Genomic DNA, 17,207 nt, shown 5'->3' with positions numbered 1-17,207 from the left:
TAGACATGCGGGCAACAACAGATGGGGAGGATCATATGGATCTGGGAATCAAAGGAAAACGTGCGCTGGTTTGTGCCAGCAGCAAAGGCTTGGGTCTGGGCTGTGCCGAGGCCTTGGCCGCAGCGGGCGTCGATCTGGTGATGAACGCGCGCGGGGCCGAGGCGTTAGAGTTTGAAGCCGCGCGGTTGCGCTCAGACCATGGCGTGAACGTTCAGACGGTGGCGTGTGATGTCACCTCATCGGACGGTCAAGAAAAGGTCATCAGTGCCGCGCAGGGTGTTGATATACTTGTGACAAACGCGGGCGGCCCTCCTCCGGGCATGTGGTCGGATTGGGAGCGTGAGGATTTCATCAAAGCGCTGGACGCCAACATGCTGACACCGATTGCGTTCATGAAAGCCTTGCTACCGGGAATGATGGACAAAGGCTGGGGGCGCGTGGTCAACATTACCTCGCAATCCGTGCGCGCGCCGATCGCGGTGCTGGGCCTGTCCAATGCGGCACGGACCGGGCTGACGGGCTATGTGGCCGGAACCTCGCGCCAAGTGGCTCCGCATGGGGTGACGATCAACAACCTGTTGCCGGGCATTCATGCGACGGATCGTGCGAATGCGCTGGATGGTGGCGTGTCGGCCCAAAAGGGTATTTCAATCGACGAGGCACGCGCCGAGCGTGCCGCCACGATCCCGGCACGACGCTACGGCTCGCGCGAAGAATTCGGCGCGACCTGCGCATTTCTGTGTTCGCAGCACGCCGGTTTCATTGTCGGGCAGAACATCTTGATGGATGGCGGAGCAACCAACCTGACGATGTAGCAATGGCGCAGAACTTTTCTCTTAAAGATCAGCTTTTTAACGCGGATAAAACCCGCTATCTGGCAGGGTTGTTTGCGGCCGCCAGCCCGTCTTTTGATGGGCAGGCGTTTGAGAGAAACGTCATGTCCCGCCTGCCTGATCTTGAGTTGAAAGAACGTATGGCGTGGATCGCCGCGTGCCTGCAACAGGCCGTTCCCGGTGATCTGCCGGACATCGCGCCGACGTTGTTGGAGGCTTTGCCGCCCCCGTTGGACCCGACCAAGACGGATGACGACTTTGGGGATTTTATCTTTGCCCCGTTGGGCGATTGGGTTGTGAACGTTGGGTTGGATCATCCCGATCTAGCGCTGGACGTGATCGAAGAGCTGACGCAGAGGTTTTCAATGGAATGGGCCATTCGCCCATTCCTGAACCACCACCCCGACATGGTGATGGCGCGCATGGAGGTTTGGTGCGATCACGACAGCTATCACGTGCGCAGACTGGTCAGCGAAGGCACACGGCCCAGGCTTCCTTGGGGGCAAGCGGTTGGGCTGGACCTGACTGATCCGCTGCCATTTCTTGACCGGCTGCATGCGGACAAGACCCGCTATGTGACACGTTCGGTCGCCAACCATCTGAATGATATTACAAAAAAGAACCCAGAGCTGGTTCTGGGCCGTTTGCAAAGCTGGTCACGGGACGCGCAGCAGGATGCCGAGGAATTGCGCTGGATGACAACGCACACTCTGCGCGGGCTGGTTAAATCGGGCCACCCAGAGGCCATGAAGGTTCTGGGCTTCGATCCCGAGGCTGAGATTTCGGCAAGTGTCGCTGTCCTCGGTGAGGCGAGGATCGGTGGGGCGCTGGAGTTTGATGTGGTGCTGAATGGCGATGGTGATCAGCCGGTTCTGGTGGATTATATCGTTCACTTTCAACGCCCTGGGGGAAAGACCTCAGCCAAGGTGCACAAGCTCAAGCAATCGACTTTGCGCGACGGAATGTTGAGGCTGGCCAAGAAGCACAAGCTCAAGGCCGATGCGACAACCTTCAAGCTGGTTCCCGGTGCGCACCGGTTAGAGATTCAGGTAAATGGCCGGGTGCGCGCGGGCGTTGATTTCGATCTGTTGGACTAAGGTGGGCAACTCACAGTTCTGTTAGATGCTGGAGGCTTGGATTGCACCTAAGACCGCTCTGAACTAGCTGATGTTTGACGCGAAACAGAGGGAACTTCGGGATGAAGCATGAGTCGGTGCAGAACTACTATGGCGAAGTCTTGCAAGGCAGTTCGGACCTGCAGACCAACGCATGTTGCACGCCGGATGACATGCCGGATCACGTAAAGAGGATTCTCTCGCAAATTCATGACGATGTGCTGACCCGTTACTATGGATGCGGGTTGATAGCGCCGCTTGATCTTGAGGGGATGAGCATCCTCGATCTGGGCTGCGGGGCCGGGCGCGACGTGTACGCCCTGTCCGCGATGGTCGGCGAAAAAGGCCGCGTGGTTGGCGTGGACATGACGCCCGAGCAACTGGACGTCGCCCGCGCGCATCAGGACTTTCACGCACAGGCCTTTGGTCATGGCGCGTCGAATGTTGAATTCCATCATGGATATATCGAAAAGCTGGACGAACTGGACCTTGAGCCCGGCTCGTTCGACATCATTGTCTCGAACTGCGTGATCAATCTGGCCACAGATAAAGAGGCGGTTTTGCGCGGGGCGCACCGTCTGCTGAAAGAAGGCGGCGAGATGTATTTCTCGGACGTCTACGCCGACCGGCGCGTGCCGCAAGCCATGGCCGAGGATGACGTTCTTTACGGCGAATGCCTGTCCGGGGCGCTGTATTGGAATGATTTCCTGTCGATTTCGCGCAAGGCTGGCTTTGGTGATCCGCGTCGCGTAACCCACCGACCGCTGACCATTGAAAACCCGGTGTTGGAGGCGCGCGTTGCGCCGTTGAAGTTCCTTTCGGCAACGTATCGTTTGTTCAAACTGTCAGAGCTGGAGCCCGCTTGCGAAGATTACGGCCAGGCGGTGATCTACAAGGGCACCATCCCTCATGCTCCGCATCTGTTTGAACTGGACGACCACCATGCAATTGAAACCGGCAAGGTCTTTCCGGTGTGCGGCAATACGTGGATGATGTTGAAAAACACGCGATTTGCCCGACATTTTGACTTCATCGGCGATTTCTCGACCCATTACGGCATTTTTGAAGGGTGTGGCGGTGAAAGCCCATTTGAAGCCACCGCAGAAGCGCCGTCAGGCGGGTGCTGCTGATCTCTTGCACCTGAGAGGCGGGGTTGCTATCCCGGCCCAAGCCCGATGGTTTTGATCGGGAAAGGCAACGGGGTCCATCAGTGACAGTAGACGCAACTCCTCCACGGCTGGAAATCCGCAACCTGATCGCGCGGTATGAAGGGCGGGTTGTTGTGGATGACGTGTCTTTGACCGTGCAAGCGGGGCAGGTGACTTGCCTGTTGGGGCCATCGGGATGCGGCAAGTCGACGACGCTGCGCATGATTGCCGGGGTCGAGATGCAAGAATCCGGCGAGATTTACGTCGATGGAAAGCTGATTTGCGATACCGTTTTTCGGGTTCCCCCGGAACGTCGCGAGATCGGGCTTATGTTCCAAGATTTTGCTTTGTTCCCACATCTAAGCGTGGCGGACAATGTGGCTTTTGGGTTGAAGGGTCACAGAGACGAAAAACGCACGCGGGTGGAAGAGCTTCTGCGCAAAGTTGATCTGATGCGATTCATGGATAGCTATCCGCATCACCTGTCGGGCGGCGAGCAGCAGCGGGTAGCGCTTGCGCGGGCCTTGGCGCCGCGCCCTCGGATCATGCTGATGGACGAGCCTTTTTCGGGCCTCGACAACCGTCTTCGTGACGGTATCCGCGACGAGACGCTTGCGATCCTCAAAGAGGAGGACGCGGCCGTCGTTCTGGTTACGCATGAACCGGAAGAAGCGATGCGCATGGCTGACGAAATCGCGCTGATGCGCAGAGGCAAGATTGTGCAGCAAGGTGCGCCGTACAACGTCTATACCCGCCCTGCTGACAAGGCCGCGGTCGCTTTTTTTAGTGATATCAATGTGTTGAACGCGCAAGTTAATGGAGCGTTGGCCGACACTCCGTTTGGCCAGTTTCTTGCTCCGGGCGTACCGGATGGCACGAATGTCGAGATCGTATTCCGGCCTCAACACCTGCGGCTGGATTTTGACCGCAACGGCAAAGGTCCACTTCCAACGGCGACTGACGGCGTTGCGGCCCGAGGTGTGGTCGAGCGTGCACGGTTTCTTGGCAACGAGAGTTTGGTCGAATTTCGGATGGATCATGACGGGTCGATCCTCAAGGCGACGGTGCCCAATGTTTTTGTGCCAAATCCGGGGCGGGTCATGTGGTTGACGGTTCGTCGTGACCGCTGTTTTGTTTTTCCAAAATAGAACCTGACTTTGCAGTTTTGACACAAGTGGTGCGCGAAAGCCTCAGAATGGGGGCGCGGTTCGCTTGCCGCCGCGCGGGGGCAGGTCTATCAAGGGAAAAACGCAGGGACGGATGGGGCATATGCGTATTCTTCTGACCAACGATGACGGAATTAATGCTCCGGGGCTGATCGCTCTGGAGGCGATTGCCGCCGAGCTTGCCGGTCCAGAAGGTGAGGTCTGGGTTGTTGCGCCCGCTTTTGAACAATCAGGCGTTGGTCATTGCATAAGCTACACGCACCCGATGATGGTGGCCAAGCTGGGTGAACGTCGATTTGCAGCCGAGGGCTCTCCGGCTGATTGCGTGCTTGCTGGTCTGCATGATGTGATGAAGGATGCACCGCCCGATCTGGTTTTGTCAGGGGTGAACCGTGGGAATAACTCGGCTGAAAACACGCTTTATTCCGGAACGGTCGGTGGCGCGATGGAGGCGGCGTTGCAGGGTATCCCCGCCATCGCGTTGTCCCAGTATTTTGGCCCGCGCAACCTTGGGCTGGACGATCCCTTTGAAACGGCAACCCGGTATGGGGCTGATCTTGTGCGCAAAATTCTGGATGTGTCGCCAGCAGAGCAGGGCGACTATCGACTGTTCTATAACGTGAACTTCCCGCCGGTTCCTGCGGACGAAGTGCTGGGCACCCGGATTGCGCCACAGGGGTTCCGTCGGGATACTCATTTCTCGGTCGAACCGCATAGCTCTCCGTCGGGGCGGCGCTTTTTGTGGATCAAGGGAGGCTATCAGCACAACCCAACCGCGCCGGGGACGGATGCAGCGGTGAACTTGGCCGGGTATATTTCGGTGACGCCGATGCGGGCGGACCTGACGGCACATGACGCGGTGGAGGCGCTGAAGGTAATCGAATGACCGGACCAAGCGCGGAAACCACCATGCAGTTCCTGTTTGCCCTGCGTTCGCGCGGGGTGACTGATGCGCGCGTTCTCGCCGCGATGGAGCAGATCGACCGGGGGCAATTCGTCAAGGGTCTTTTCGCCGAACGCGCCTATGAGGACACGCCGCTGCCGATTGCCTGTGGCCAGACAATCAGCCAGCCTTCGGTCGTTGGGCTGATGACGCAAGCGCTAGAGGTTCGACCACGGGACACGGTTCTGGAGATTGGGACCGGCTCTGGTTACCAAGCGGCGATCCTGTCGAAACTGGCGCGCCGGGTCTATACTGTCGAGCGACATAAGCGTCTGGTGAGGGAAACGGGTCAGCTTTTCCGGGACCTCGGACTGACCAATGTGACGGCCATGCTGTCTGATGGATCTTTTGGCCTGCCCGAGCAGGCACCGTTTGATCGTATTATTGTGACGGCCGCCGCCGAAGACCCACCGGGGCCGCTCTTGGCGCAGCTCAAAATCGGCGGTATCATGGTTTTGCCGGTGGGGCAGTCGGATGCGGTTCAGACGTTGATCCGCGTGCGGCGAACCGAGACCGGTCTGGACTATGACGAATTGTTGCCCGTTCGTTTCGTACCCCTGTTAGAGGGGCTGGGAAAAGAAGGGGCGTAAAGGAATATTCTGCAATATGCACCGGAACCCCGGCCAACAGGGGCAGGTGTTGAGGACAGTAAAATGAGAGCAGTTTCCAAATCAGCGATACGCCGCTGCGCACCAGGGGTCGCGGCCCTGGCAATTCTGGCCGGGTGTGAAGGCCCGCTGGATTATGATCTGCGCGGGCAGGTCGGTGGATTTTCGACCACCGACGCCGCGCAATCCGCGACCACGAACCGACCGGCGCCAGACACGCGGGGCGTTATCACGTACCCGACCTATCAAGTCGCTATAGCGCGCCGTGGTGACACGGTGAGGGACGTGGCCGCTCGGGTCGGCCTGCCTGAGGGCGAGCTTGCCACATTCAACGGCCTCAAACCGACTGACACTCTGCGTGATGGCGAAGTCGTCGCTCTGCCGCGAGCAGTTGGGGCGGCGAGCACAGTGGACATAGCCACGATTGCCGGAACCGCGATTGACGACGCGCCGACGGACGGGTCTGTTCGGACCTCAACTCTGGAACCTGCACAACCTGCGGCGGCTCCTGCTCCGGCCCCAACGCCTGCGGGTCCGGAACCGATCCGGCATAAGGTCAAACGGGGCGAAACAGCCTTTACGATCTCACGGCTTTATGACGTGCCGGTGGACGCTCTTGCCGACTGGAACGGTTTGGATTCGGACTTTACCGTGCGCGAGGGGCAGTTCTTGCTGATCCCGATCAAAAGCCAGCCTGCGCCGCAACAGACAAGCCAGCCTGCAACCAATGTCACGCAGCCGGGGCAGGGGTCACCGACTCCGACGCCGCCGAGTGCCACTCAGCCGTTGCCGGATGAAGTTATCGCCCCTGCTGAGCCCGCACCTGATGTCACAGCCGAGGCACCGACGAACCAAAGCAATTCCGTATTGGGAATGCCTGTCACCGGAACGATTATTCGCGCTTACAAGAAAGGTAAGAACGAAGGGATTGATATTGCCGCAGCGCCGGGTGCGTCCGTGAAGGCGGCCGAGGCTGGAACGGTGGCGGCCATTACAGCCGACGCGGATCAGGTGCCGATCATCGTTGTAAAGCACAAGAACGATCTGCTGACCGTTTATGCCAATGTCGAAAAAATCACGGTGAAAAAAGGTGATCGCGTTCGCCGGGGTGAGAAAATCGCGTCCTTGCGAGGCGGCGACAATGCCTATGTCCATTTCGAGGTTCGTAAAGGGTTTGAAGCCGTCGATCCTGAACCTTACTTGAAGCAATAGGGATGGTCCGTTCCGGACCATGCCTCCGGCGGGGATATTTTTGGCCAGATGAAGCGCGGATCACGCGTGTGGATCGAAGTCGCTGAGCCTTTTTCCGGGTTCGTCGGCGAAGATTTCTGGCAGTGGGTGGACAGATTCGATCAGGTCTACGCGGAAGACGCGGAAGCCCTCTCGTAGTTCGCACCATGCCGTCAGGGTCCAGACGCGGCCCCAATATTCCATATGGAGCGGGCGGATGGTGCGGTCTGTCAGCACACCGTCGATGCGGCGGTAGGACAGGTGTAGTTTTTGGCGTGACTTAATAGCGGACCGGATCGGTGCCATATGCGCCAGCCCGCGCGCGGCATCGGCAAAGGGATAGACGGCGAATTTCCAGGTGTCGGCCTCGGCTACGACCTGTGTCGGCAGCACTGCGTCGATCTTGTCGGCCAGCGTTTCGGCGGCGGCTTTCAGATCCGGGTCGGCGGCTTCGGCCACGATCGCCATGCCGAGGTTCAGCGCCTCCAGCTCGGCTGGGGTCAAGTTCAACGGGGGCAGGGTGATCTGTTCGCGCACCATGTAGCCCACGCCGCGTTCACCTTCGACCGGAACGCCCGAGGCGACCAGCGTATCCATGTCGCGATAGATCGTGCGGACCGACACCTCGAGCCGATCCGCGATGTCCTGCGCGCGGTGCAGTTTGCCGTCGCGCAGGATCTGGATGATGTCGAACAGGCGGTCAGTGCGGCGCATGACACGCCGGTCCGCCCGCGATCAGGCGGTCATGTTCCATAGCACGTTCTCATGGCGCATCTGGATGCTTTCCGGGTTGATCGCAGCCATCAGATCCGCGCAGAAATCCTGTTGCGGGAATTGCGCGGCGGCGTCTTTGGCCGCCTTCATATCCGTCCAGACTACGTAGTCGGTCCAGCGACCATCCTCGCCCTGGCTCAGGTGGCGGTGGGTGAAGCCGGGCGCAGACCGGACAAAGCCTTCGGAGGCCTGGCTGAGTTTTACAAACTCTGCCGGAGTGGTGCCATTGGCGAGGCTGAAGGTGACGATTTCTGCAACATGGGTCATTTGAGTCTCCGTTGACCAAGTTTCGATGGTCTGTACCTAGCCAGTATCAACTGACATAAACCTGTCAGTTGAGAATTGCGAGTCTCAAAAAATCGCGTATGGCGGTCAATTTTGGCGGCCAAATAGCAAGGTCTCACTTTTGCGAGCCGGGATCCGGGCGTAGACACGAACTCAGATCACATTCCCGACGCAGTGCGTCGATGTACAAGGAGATATGACATGCTCAACAATATCGGTCTTCCCGGTCTTCTACTGATTGCTGTAGTGGTGCTGGTGCTGTTTGGCCGCGGCAAGATCAGCTCGCTCATGGGTGAGGTGGGCAAGGGCATCACCTCGTTCAAAAAGGGCGTCAAGGAAGGCGCGGATGAGTTGGAGCAGGACGCGTCCGAGCTGGCCAAGGACGTCACGCCCGAGACTGACAAAGACAAGGCATAAGACCAGATGTTTGATCTGGGCTGGACCGAGCTTCTGGTCATTGGCATCGTGGCCCTGATCGTTGTGGGGCCAAAGGACCTGCCTGTGCTGTTCCGCAACGTTGGCCGCTGGGTCGGCAAAGCGCGTGGTATGGCGCGTGAATTCAGCAGTGCGATGAACGAGGCTGCGGATCAGGCCGGTGTCAATGAAATCAAGAAGGGGCTGAACGCGGCGACCAATCCGGTTGGCACGGCCATGGACGGCGTGAAAGAAGCCGCGCAGGAAATGGCCAAGAGCATGGATCCGACCAAGTTCGACCCTGACAGTGAGACCGGCAAACTGGCGGCTGAACGGGCGGAACAGGCGAAGAAGATCCAGGCCTCGACTGCGCGTGCTGCGGCCGAACGTAAGGCTAGGGAAGCAGCCGAAGCTCTGGCCAAGGCGGAAGAAGCCGAAGCCGCGCTGAACACCGAAAGCAAGACATGACCAAGACCGACGAGATCGAGGACAGCTCGGCCCCATTGATCGAGCATCTGGCGGAGTTGCGCACGCGGCTCATTCACTGCGTCGTGGCGTTTCTGATCGGGATGATCATCTGCTTTACGGTGGCCACGCCTCTTTTTAACTTCCTGACGCGCCCGTTATGTGACGTTCTGGCTGAACGCGGGCAGGATTGCGGGCTGATCTTCATCTCGCCGCAGGAAGGGTTCTTTGTGGCCATCAAGGTCTCGCTTCTGGGCGGGTTCATTCTGGCCTTTCCCTATATCGGGATGCAGATGTGGCGGTTTGTGGCCCCGGGGCTGTATAAATCGGAAAAGAACGCGTTTCTGCCGTTCATGCTGGCCTCGCCCTTCATGTTCCTTCTGGGCGCCAGCTTTGCCTTCTACGTGGTGACTCCGCTGGCCTATGACTTCTTCCTGGGCTTCCAGCAGTTCGGAGCCGAAGGTGAGGCCGTGACCGAAGGCGCAACCGCCGCCCCGCTGAGCGTGGTGTTCCAAGGATCGGCGCAGGAATATCTGAACCTGACGATCAAGTTCATCGTGGCCTTTGGCCTGTGCTTTCAACTTCCGGTTCTGCTGACGCTGATGGGCAAGGCCGGGTTGGTGACGGCCGAAGGTCTGGGCTCGGTCCGCAAATACGCCGTGGTCGCCATTCTGGTGCTGGCGGCGCTGGTGACACCGCCGGACGTGATCACGCAGGTCATCTTGTTTGTGGTGGTCTACGGACTCTATGAGATTTCGATCTTCCTCGTCGCCCGCGTCGAGAAAAAGCGCGAAGAGCAACTGCGTGCCGATGGCTACTACGATGACGAAGAAGAGGCGGATGCCGAGATCATTCACGAAGAAGACGGAAAATAACCGCTCTTTGAACTAAAAATAAGGCGCGCTTCCGGTTGGCGCGCCTTTTTCTTTTCTGGACCTTGTTGCGCAAGCCGGAACATGGTTTGAAACCGCGACGACAAGACCGGAGGCCCCCATGGACGACCAAGCCCTGAACCGCATCGCTGACGCTCTGGAGCGGATGGCCCCTGCACCCTTGGCCGCGCCGGATTTCAGCGCGGCCCCGGCCTTTGTCTGGCACGTGGAACCCGACCGGCTTGAGGCTGTGACCAAGGTCAACCGTGTCGATCTGGAGCTGCTGGTTGGGATCAACCGGTCCCGCGATACACTGCTGGACAACACCCGGCGCTTTGCAGCGGGTTTCAAAGCCAACAACGCACTTCTTTGGGGCGCGCGGGGGATGGGGAAATCCAGCCTCGTCAAGGCCGTCCACGGCACCCTGCAATCCGACCACCCCAACCTGAAACTGGTGGAACTCCAGCGCGAGGATATGGGCTCGGTCGCGCGCCTGCTGAACCACCTGCGGGCCGCCCCGCACCGGTTCATCCTTTTCTGCGACGACCTGTCGTTCAGCCACGATGACCAGCACTACAAATCGCTCAAGGCGGTGCTTGATGGTGGTATAGAAGGCCGCCCGGAAAACGTCGTCTTCTACGCCACCTCGAACCGCCGCCACCTGATGCCGCGGGACATGATCGAAAACGAACGATCCAGCGCCATCAACCCGTCCGAAGCGGTCGAGGAAAAGGTCTCGCTCTCAGATCGGTTTGGGCTGTGGCTGGGTTTTCACCCCTGCGATCAGGACGAGTACCTGGCAATGATCAACCAGTACTGTGCCGCTTACAGTGTGACCGTAGACCCCGAAACGCTGCGTGCCGAGGCAATCGAATGGCAGGCCACGCGCGGTGCGCGCTCGGGCCGGGTGGCGTGGCAGTTCTTTGTCGATTTGGCGGGGCGAAACGGAACCCATATCGGGTAATCCGCCCGCTTCATCTGGCTAAAAATATCCCCGCCGGAGGCATGGCCCGCAAGGGCCATTCCCTTACAACAGTGCCAAAATCCGCGCTGCTTCATCTGCCGTGGACGTCAGCGCATCGCGATCTTCTCCGGGATGGAATCTGGCGCGAACGGCAGTCGGCATAGGTGCGGGTTCAACGATTGACACACGCGGTCCGGTCCGCTCGGTCTCTGCGGCCCAACTGCGCGCCAACGCGATCTGGGCCGCTTTGGTCGCACCGTAAATGCCATAGAATTTCTGACCTGCCTTTGGATCATCGAAAAACACGGCATGTCCAGTTTCACCCAGCAAAGGCGCCACGTATGGGATCAGAATGGACGTCGCCGTTGCGTTGATGCTTGCGGCCTTTGTCCACTCTTTGGGATCCACAAAGTGAACGGGCGTCAGGGCCGAGGTGTGGACAGCGGTATGTATCCACAAATCTACCTTGCCCCAGCGGTCATGGATGCCCCTGCACAGGGTCGCCATCGCGTTGGGATCGGCAATATCCATAGGGGCCAGTGTCGCTGATCCGCCTTTGGCCTGAATGCGGTCGTCCAGTTCTTCAAGCCCGCCGGTGGTGCGGGCGACGGCAACGATGTGGTGTTCAGGCGCCAGTGCCTCGGCAAGGGCCGCGCCTAACCCACGAGACGCCCCGGTGACTAGAGCTATTTTGGTCTGATCGGTCATGCACGCGGTTTGAACCTCTGCGCGCAAGGCGTCAAGACAGGATTAGCTGCCGGGTATCGCGATCCGCTTGGTTTGGCCGCTTTGTCGCAGCATGACACCTTCAGCATCGATCGCGACTACAGTGCCTGAGGAGACACGGCTGCCCAGTTTGACTTCTTTCACGCGACCCGAAGACAAACGCACCAGCGCCCGCATATCGGTTTTCGGGCCAAAGACCCCAAGCAGGGAAACAGAGTTTTTCTTCAACGCGCCCTTCTGCGTGGCAGCGCTTGTGACGGTGGCGTTTGACATGAACTGCGACCGGGGCGCACGGCCCTAGCCCCTTGTGTTGAGTAGCTGGTGGCAGGGGGCTATCAAACGCGCGACCGGAACAAAAGGTGTGGTCGGCGGGCCGTTCCGTCACATGATATGACAGCCCGGCGAACCCATTGCGAACGCGTTTCCTTCGCCAGAGGGTTGTGCGCGGAAATCGACCAATCCGTCAGCGGACGAACATAAAAAAAGGCCCGTTCGCCTAAGCAATTCGGGCCATTTTCGAAACTGATTCGCGATGTGGGTCTTAACCAGAGGCCAGCTTTGCCGCGTTCCACGACCCTCCGGGCACCTGCATGTCCTCACGCTTTTTGCTGACCCGAGTGCTGTTTTCCAGCGTGTCCAAATAGTCTTTGCTGACGCTGCCAGTGATATATTTCCCGTCAAAGCATGAACAGTCGAATGCTTCGATCTCGGGGTTGCCTTCCTTGGCCGCCCAGATCAGGTCGTCGAGATGTTGGTAGAACAGGGCGTCTGCACCCAGCTCTTGCCGAATTTCCTCGATCTCTTTTCCGTTGGCGATCAATTCATGCTTGGTGGGCATGTCGATCCCATAGACGTTGGGGTACTTCACCGGAGGCGATGCGCTGGCGATATAGACCTTTTTCGCACCGGCCTCACGGCACATCTGGACGATCTTCTTGATCGTATTGCCGCGAACGATCGAGTCGTCGATCAGCAGTACATTATGCCCATCGAATTCCAGCGGCACGGCGTTCAGCTTGCGGCGCACGGATTTTTGGCGCTCTTCCTGACCGGGCATGATGAAGGTACGACCGACATACCGGTTCTTCACCAAACCTTCGCGATACGGGATGCCGGTGATCTTGGCAGCCTCAAGCGCGACAGGGCGGGCGCTGTCAGGGACCGGGATGATCCGGTCGATCTCAAGCCCAGAATCCTGAATCTGTTTGGCTAGAGTTTGCCCCATGCGCATCTGTGTCTTGTAGACAGATACGCCGTCCAGCAGCGAATCCGGACGCGCAAGGTACACGTATTCAAAGATACAGGGCGTCAGCTTGCCTTCGACGGCCTGGAATTCGTGCATGTTGCCATCAAGATCGATCAGGATCGCTTCGCCCGGGCGAAGGTCACGCATCTTGTTGAACCCGTTGATGCCAAAGGCCACGTCTTCCGAGGCAAAGGCGTAGTCGTCGCCGTCACCTTCGGTTTCGCGGATCGCGACAGACAGAGGGCGGATGCCATGAGGGTCCCGAAACGCCAACATCCCGACGCCTGCGATCAGGCAAATGACGGAATAAGCACCCTGCACACGCTCCATCGTCATCTTCACGCCGGCAAAGATGTTGCGGATCGGATCGGCGTTGCCGTTGACCTTGATCGCGTCAGCAACCTTGTCGGCCATCACGTTCAAAAGGATTTCCGAATCCGACGTGGTACGCAGGTGGCGGCTGTATTTACCCGTGACCTTCTCGCGCTGTTGCGCGGTGTTGGTGATATTGCCGTTGTGAACCAAATAGATCCCGTAGGGCGCGTTCACAAAGAACGGCTGTGCTTCCGCCGCGCTGAGTGACCCGGCTGTCGGATAGCGGACGTGGCCAATGCCAACTTTCCCCATCAGCGTTTCGGCGTCCTTGGAATTGAACACATCCTTGACCAGACCGTTGGCCTTTTTCTCGCGAAAGAATTCTCCGGTATATGTGACGATCCCCGAGGCGTCCTGACCCCGGTGCTGCAACATCAGCAGCCCGTCATAGATTTCCGCAAACACATCATGCGTTCTGCTTGCGATCCCCAAAATCCCACACATGTAAGGGCTCCAATTTCTATGACGTTTTGATTTGCGACGAGGGTTGGAACATTCGCATGTTAGCATCTGTGCGCCGGGCGGCTCGTCCGGGCGACGAGTCGTACGCGCCATCGTTGTAACGGGCAGGCGCGAAAAAAGACAGATACAGCAAGATCGGTGGCTCCGATTCCATGTCAGTTCGGCACTCACATAATGCCTATCGCTGCCGGTGTCATCAAAGGATCACACTTGCGATTTGACGCAGGTGGATTTTGCCACAATGCGCGTGAAAAGGTGTCATCTGGTGCGGCTTGTGCTGTCAATTCGATAAAAATGATTGTTTGATAATGCAAATTTTTTAGAGAGTTTCAGGCATGTGGCAGCACAAACAAGGGCAAAAGAAGGAGGAACCGGCTAGGCGCCGGTGTCACCGCTGTCGCGGCATGGGGCGCGCGCCTTGTCAGATCTGCAACGGGGCCGGTGAGATCGTTAAAAGTCGCGATGTTTTCGGGAAACCAATTCTGAGCCGCTGCGACGGCTGCTTCGGTCTAAAAAGCATCCGCTGCACCGTGTGCGCGGGTGAAGGGTTCATCTGAATTTGCCATAATAGCCGAAGAAAAAAGCCCGGCTTTCACCGGGCTTTCGTTTATTCGGTTGTGGCCGGGGCCGTTGTGTCTTCGGTCGGTGCAGAACCTTCGACCGGTGCGGCGCTGTCGGTGCAGCTTGCTACCAGTTCTTCGTATTGCTGTGTCACCCAACCAAGGGCTGCCTCGGGATTTTGTTCTTCGATCTTGTCGCTGAATTGTTCAAATACTTTCGCCGAACGGCTTTCGTCGACGATAGTATAAGACTGGCCTGTCATGACCGTGTCGTAGACAAAGAACGCGATGGCAACCAGAAGAAGCCCTCGCGCGATGCCGAAAAAGAAGCCAAGAGCCTGATCCAGCCCACCCAGCGCCGAGCGTTGCACGACCGACGAGAACAGCGGGGCAAAGATACTGACCACAATCAGGGCAACTGCAAATACAGCGGCAAAACCGGTAATCACCGACAGTTCGCAACTGTCGCGCAGGAAGTCCCCGACCACCGGAATTTCTTTCACCAGCGGTACGACTTGTGGAGCGAAAATAAAGGCGACAACGGCGGCTGCGACCCAACCCGCAATCGCCAAAACCTCACGCAAAAGGCCGCGCGAATAGGCCAGCAGACCTGACACCACGACGATCAGGGCTACCACCCCGTCAATAATTGTAAAACCTTCCATGGCCCTCGCCTGTATTTTTTCAGCCTCTTAAGGCGTTACCTTAACCTGCTCCGAAGGTTTCGCCAACAAACCCAACCAAATCCGAGGGTCGGGTGAGTGTCAGACCTGCCACAGTACCCGTTTTGCCGCCCGCCGGAGCTATGGCAGATGTGAAACCAAGTTTTTGGGCTTCTTTCAACCTATTTTCGGTTTGAGGTGCCGGTCTAAGTGCCCCGGATAATGAGATTTCTCCAAATACGACTGTATCTGCAGGCAAGGCAGAGTCCTCGCGCGCGCTGAGCAACGCGGCAGCGACTGCAAGGTCGGCCGCGGGTTCGCTGACTTTAAGGCCACCGGCCACGTTGAGGTATACGTCAAGCCCGGTGAAGGGCACGCCGCACCGCGCTTCGAGCACCGCCAGGATCATGGCCAACCGTCCGCTGTCCCAACCCACTACGGTACGGCGCGGCTGAGAATGTGGGGAAGGAGCGACAAGTGCCTGTAATTCAACCAGAACCGGTCGCGTGCCCTCGATACCTGCAAAAACAGCCGAACCGGGGCTAGGTGCGCCGCGCTCTGACAGGAACAAGGCCGAGGGGTTCGTGACCTGCGCAAGTCCTTTTCCCGTCATCTCGAACACGCCAATCTCGTCGGCAGGGCCAAAGCGGTTCTTGACCGCGCGCAGGATGCGGAACTGGTGGCCGCGCTCGCCCTCAAAATACAGCACCGTATCGACCATGTGTTCGACGACCCGCGGACCTGCGATTTGACCCTCTTTGGTGACATGGCCGACCATGATGATCGAGATGCCGTGTCGTTTCGCAAACGTGGTCAATTCATGCGCTGCGGCCCTTACTTGTGACACCGAGCCGGGGGCGCTGTCGACATTGTCTGCCCACATGGTCTGAATCGAGTCGATAATGGCAAGGCCGGGCTTTTCGGCCTCGAGCGTGGTCAAGATGTTGCGCAGGTTGGTTTCGGCGGCCAGTTGCACCGGCGCGTCTTCAAGCCCCAAACGACGCGCGCGCATCCGTACCTGTGCGCTGGCTTCCTCGCCGGACACATAGATGGTTTTGACGCCAGCACGCGAGAAGCGGGCGGCGGCCTGCAGCAGCAGAGTGGATTTGCCGATTCCGGGGTCTCCGCCCACCAGCAAGGCCGAGGCGGGAACAAGTCCACCACCCAGAACGCGGTCCAGTTCATCAACCCCGCAAAGCGTGCGGGGCGGGGGTGTTTCCTTGGTCGACAGGTCCGTGAGTGCGATTGGCTGGCCACGTTTGCCGCCGAGGGATTTTTTTGCAGGGCCAGCCGAAAGGGGGACATCCTGCGCAATCGTGTTCCATTCGCCGCAACTGTCGCACCGCCCGGACCAGCGGGAATGGGTGGCACCACAGGCCGAACAGGAAAAAGAAGTCGTCTTCGCCATGCCGCCCTTGGTGCCCGAGGACGGTCGGTTCTTCAAGCCCTTAAGGGCTTTCCTCACCGACGGTGGCGCGCTGCGTCCTCAGACCCTATGGGTCATCGTCCGCAGCGGGCGCTGACGCGCCTATTCCGCAGCACGCGGTGGCGACATCGCAATAACGCTGGATTCCGAGGTCTCGCGCTCTTCAAGCGGTGCCTGCAACTGTGCGGACAGTTCCGGCAGAAGCTCGAACAACTCATCGCGCAGCCTTGCGAGCTGTGACTTGGCGATGGATTCCTCAATCTCGATATCGCGTGTCCACTGTCGCAGTTCCTGCTGGATGGTCTGGGCGTCGCCGATCCGCTGCTGGAATTGCTCAATCTCTTCCTGACGCTGTTGCAGGAACATACGCGCACGCGAAACTTTGGCGTCGCCGTAGGTTTCGGCCAGTTCGTGACTGATCTGGCTCATTTGTGCGGCCAGTTCCAGGATTTCCGGCTCCAGCGATTGCAGGTCTGGATGGTGGCGCAGAAAGGCCATCCGTTCCTTGACCGCATCGAATTCCGAGGACAGCAGAAAGGTATTTCCGCGATCCGCAGCGTGGGCCAATTGGTATGCGTAGGAAATGTCCTGCATGTTCAAAGCAAATTTTCGATGAGCGTTTTCCAGCGCCATCATGCGGGCGTTTGCAGGCAGATAGAACGCCAGCATAAGAATCAGGACGGTCAATCCAATTTGAATGAACATACCCGCATCGACATACGTGCCCGAGCCGAACGCGGCTTGCATGGACAACCACGGAAGCACGCCAAGCGCAGATAAAAGCGTGGTCGCAACAGATAAAAGCGCCGCAGCGCATATTAGGAAAAAAGTAAGTCTTAAAAAGGCATTCTGAAATTGCAAAGTGATATTATGGAGGGCGGTCATGACAGACGAACTCCTTCTCAAACCGGCACAAACCAGGTCAGAGCGGAG

Annotated in this window: 19 protein-coding genes; 11 read left to right on the top strand and 8 right to left on the bottom strand. The window is 58.5% G+C overall.

The features are described from left to right. The first annotated feature begins 35 nt into the window (after positions 1–35). From ACR0B7_RS00950 to ACR0B7_RS00920, 7 genes are all read left to right on the top strand, one after another. Positions 36–815, top strand: a complete 780-nt coding sequence (locus ACR0B7_RS00950) for an SDR family oxidoreductase (protein ID WP_170481597.1) — start codon at positions 36–38, stop codon at positions 813–815. Positions 816–817: 2 nt separating this feature from the next. After that, positions 818–1,930, top strand: coding sequence for a hypothetical protein (locus ACR0B7_RS00945; protein ID WP_170481600.1), 1,113 nt, complete (start codon positions 818–820; stop codon positions 1,928–1,930). Positions 1,931–2,031: 101 nt separating this feature from the next. Then, positions 2,032–3,078 carry a methyltransferase domain-containing protein gene (locus ACR0B7_RS00940; protein WP_170481603.1) on the top strand — a complete coding sequence of 349 codons (1,047 nt, stop codon included), beginning with the start codon at positions 2,032–2,034 and terminating at the stop codon, positions 3,076–3,078. An 80-nt stretch (positions 3,079–3,158) separates the two neighbouring features. Continuing rightward, on the top strand, positions 3,159–4,244 hold the full coding sequence (locus tag ACR0B7_RS00935) for an ABC transporter ATP-binding protein (RefSeq protein ID WP_480680747.1): 1,086 nt from the start codon (positions 3,159–3,161) through the stop codon (positions 4,242–4,244). Positions 4,245–4,365: 121 nt separating this feature from the next. Further along, complete coding sequence (gene surE, locus ACR0B7_RS00930) at positions 4,366–5,148, top strand: 5'/3'-nucleotidase SurE (RefSeq protein WP_170481606.1); 783 nt, start codon at positions 4,366–4,368, stop codon at positions 5,146–5,148. Then, complete coding sequence (locus tag ACR0B7_RS00925) at positions 5,145–5,795, top strand: protein-L-isoaspartate(D-aspartate) O-methyltransferase (RefSeq protein ID WP_170382969.1); 651 nt, start codon at positions 5,145–5,147, stop codon at positions 5,793–5,795. The genes surE and ACR0B7_RS00925 overlap by 4 nt, the downstream gene beginning before the upstream one ends. A 63-nt stretch (positions 5,796–5,858) precedes the next feature. Then, positions 5,859–7,025 carry a peptidoglycan DD-metalloendopeptidase family protein gene (locus ACR0B7_RS00920; protein ID WP_170567019.1) on the top strand — a complete coding sequence of 389 codons (1,167 nt, stop codon included), beginning with the start codon at positions 5,859–5,861 and terminating at the stop codon, positions 7,023–7,025. A gap of 60 nt (positions 7,026–7,085) precedes the next feature. Here ACR0B7_RS00920 and ACR0B7_RS00915 read toward each other — a convergent pair whose 3' ends face one another. Further along, positions 7,086–7,757 carry a helix-turn-helix transcriptional regulator gene (locus tag ACR0B7_RS00915; protein ID WP_170481613.1) on the bottom strand — a complete coding sequence of 224 codons (672 nt, stop codon included), beginning with the start codon at positions 7,755–7,757 and terminating at the stop codon, positions 7,086–7,088. Positions 7,758–7,778: 21 nt separating this feature from the next. Continuing rightward, positions 7,779–8,084: a hypothetical protein gene (locus tag ACR0B7_RS00910; RefSeq protein WP_170481616.1), complete on the bottom strand. Its 306-nt coding sequence runs from the start codon at positions 8,082–8,084 to the stop codon at positions 7,779–7,781. A gap of 219 nt (positions 8,085–8,303) precedes the next feature. On the opposite strand from ACR0B7_RS00910, the gene ACR0B7_RS00905 reads away from it, so the two are divergent. The 4 genes from ACR0B7_RS00905 (at position 8,304) to ACR0B7_RS00890 (ending at position 10,817) form a co-directional block, all read left to right on the top strand. Then, on the top strand, positions 8,304–8,519 hold the full coding sequence (locus tag ACR0B7_RS00905; protein ID WP_039531114.1) for a twin-arginine translocase TatA/TatE family subunit: 216 nt from the start codon (positions 8,304–8,306) through the stop codon (positions 8,517–8,519). Between the two features lie 6 nt (positions 8,520–8,525). Then, entirely contained in the window at positions 8,526–8,984 is a 459-nt protein-coding gene (tatB, locus tag ACR0B7_RS00900) for a Sec-independent protein translocase protein TatB (RefSeq protein ID WP_170382977.1), read from the top strand. Further along, positions 8,981–9,856 (top strand): twin-arginine translocase subunit TatC, encoded by an 876-nt coding sequence (tatC, locus tag ACR0B7_RS00895; RefSeq protein ID WP_170481619.1) that lies wholly within the window; start codon positions 8,981–8,983, stop codon positions 9,854–9,856. The genes tatB and tatC overlap by 4 nt, the downstream gene beginning before the upstream one ends. A gap of 118 nt (positions 9,857–9,974) precedes the next feature. Beyond that, complete coding sequence (locus ACR0B7_RS00890) at positions 9,975–10,817, top strand: ATP-binding protein (protein ID WP_170481622.1); 843 nt, start codon at positions 9,975–9,977, stop codon at positions 10,815–10,817. Between the two features lie 63 nt (positions 10,818–10,880). On the opposite strand, the gene ACR0B7_RS00885 is transcribed toward ACR0B7_RS00890, so the two are convergent. The 6 genes from ACR0B7_RS00885 to ACR0B7_RS00860 form a co-directional block, all read right to left on the bottom strand. Further along, a complete protein-coding gene (locus ACR0B7_RS00885; protein WP_170481625.1) occupies positions 10,881–11,525 on the bottom strand; it encodes an SDR family NAD(P)-dependent oxidoreductase in 645 nt (214 codons plus the stop codon). A gap of 42 nt (positions 11,526–11,567) precedes the next feature. After that, a complete protein-coding gene (locus tag ACR0B7_RS00880) occupies positions 11,568–11,816 on the bottom strand; it encodes a hypothetical protein (RefSeq protein ID WP_170382986.1) in 249 nt (82 codons plus the stop codon). 268 nt (positions 11,817–12,084) lie between these two features. After that, a complete protein-coding gene (gene purF, locus ACR0B7_RS00875) occupies positions 12,085–13,608 on the bottom strand; it encodes an amidophosphoribosyltransferase (RefSeq protein ID WP_170551584.1) in 1,524 nt (507 codons plus the stop codon). Positions 13,609–14,233: 625 nt separating this feature from the next. Then, complete coding sequence (locus tag ACR0B7_RS00870; RefSeq protein WP_170481632.1) at positions 14,234–14,851, bottom strand: CvpA family protein; 618 nt, start codon at positions 14,849–14,851, stop codon at positions 14,234–14,236. A gap of 40 nt (positions 14,852–14,891) precedes the next feature. Further along, positions 14,892–16,256 (bottom strand): DNA repair protein RadA, encoded by a 1,365-nt coding sequence (gene radA / locus ACR0B7_RS00865; protein WP_170482062.1) that lies wholly within the window; start codon positions 16,254–16,256, stop codon positions 14,892–14,894. 120 nt (positions 16,257–16,376) lie between these two features. Continuing rightward, positions 16,377–17,021, bottom strand: coding sequence for a DNA repair protein (locus ACR0B7_RS00860; RefSeq protein WP_480680743.1), 645 nt, complete (start codon positions 17,019–17,021; stop codon positions 16,377–16,379). Positions 17,022–17,207: the final 186 nt, after the last annotated feature.

This window comes from Ruegeria sp. BB6 (assembly GCF_056539385.1).
Note: the sequence above shows the minus strand (reverse complement) of the source record. Positions and strands in the feature narration are given on the sequence as shown.

Coding starts and splice junctions, on each gene's coding strand:
- tatC (WP_170481619.1), top strand. CDS start 8,981: ATGACCAAGACCGACGAGATCGAGGACAGCTCGGCCCCATTGATCGAG.
- ACR0B7_RS00885 (WP_170481625.1), bottom strand. CDS start 11,525: ATGACCGATCAGACCAAAATAGCTCTAGTCACCGGGGCGTCTCGTGGG.
- ACR0B7_RS00910 (WP_170481616.1), bottom strand. CDS start 8,084: ATGACCCATGTTGCAGAAATCGTCACCTTCAGCCTCGCCAATGGCACC.
- tatB (WP_170382977.1), top strand. CDS start 8,526: ATGTTTGATCTGGGCTGGACCGAGCTTCTGGTCATTGGCATCGTGGCC.
- ACR0B7_RS00925 (WP_170382969.1), top strand. CDS start 5,145: ATGACCGGACCAAGCGCGGAAACCACCATGCAGTTCCTGTTTGCCCTG.
- ACR0B7_RS00880 (WP_170382986.1), bottom strand. CDS start 11,816: ATGTCAAACGCCACCGTCACAAGCGCTGCCACGCAGAAGGGCGCGTTG.
- purF (WP_170551584.1), bottom strand. CDS start 13,608: ATGTGTGGGATTTTGGGGATCGCAAGCAGAACGCATGATGTGTTTGCG.
- ACR0B7_RS00890 (WP_170481622.1), top strand. CDS start 9,975: ATGGACGACCAAGCCCTGAACCGCATCGCTGACGCTCTGGAGCGGATG.
- surE (WP_170481606.1), top strand. CDS start 4,366: ATGCGTATTCTTCTGACCAACGATGACGGAATTAATGCTCCGGGGCTG.
- ACR0B7_RS00905 (WP_039531114.1), top strand. CDS start 8,304: ATGCTCAACAATATCGGTCTTCCCGGTCTTCTACTGATTGCTGTAGTG.
- radA (WP_170482062.1), bottom strand. CDS start 16,256: ATGGCGAAGACGACTTCTTTTTCCTGTTCGGCCTGTGGTGCCACCCAT.
- ACR0B7_RS00950 (WP_170481597.1), top strand. CDS start 36: ATGGATCTGGGAATCAAAGGAAAACGTGCGCTGGTTTGTGCCAGCAGC.
- ACR0B7_RS00915 (WP_170481613.1), bottom strand. CDS start 7,757: ATGCGCCGCACTGACCGCCTGTTCGACATCATCCAGATCCTGCGCGAC.
- ACR0B7_RS00940 (WP_170481603.1), top strand. CDS start 2,032: ATGAAGCATGAGTCGGTGCAGAACTACTATGGCGAAGTCTTGCAAGGC.
- ACR0B7_RS00870 (WP_170481632.1), bottom strand. CDS start 14,851: ATGGAAGGTTTTACAATTATTGACGGGGTGGTAGCCCTGATCGTCGTG.
- ACR0B7_RS00860 (WP_480680743.1), bottom strand. CDS start 17,021: ATGCAAGCCGCGTTCGGCTCGGGCACGTATGTCGATGCGGGTATGTTC.
- ACR0B7_RS00945 (WP_170481600.1), top strand. CDS start 818: ATGGCGCAGAACTTTTCTCTTAAAGATCAGCTTTTTAACGCGGATAAA.
- ACR0B7_RS00920 (WP_170567019.1), top strand. CDS start 5,859: ATGAGAGCAGTTTCCAAATCAGCGATACGCCGCTGCGCACCAGGGGTC.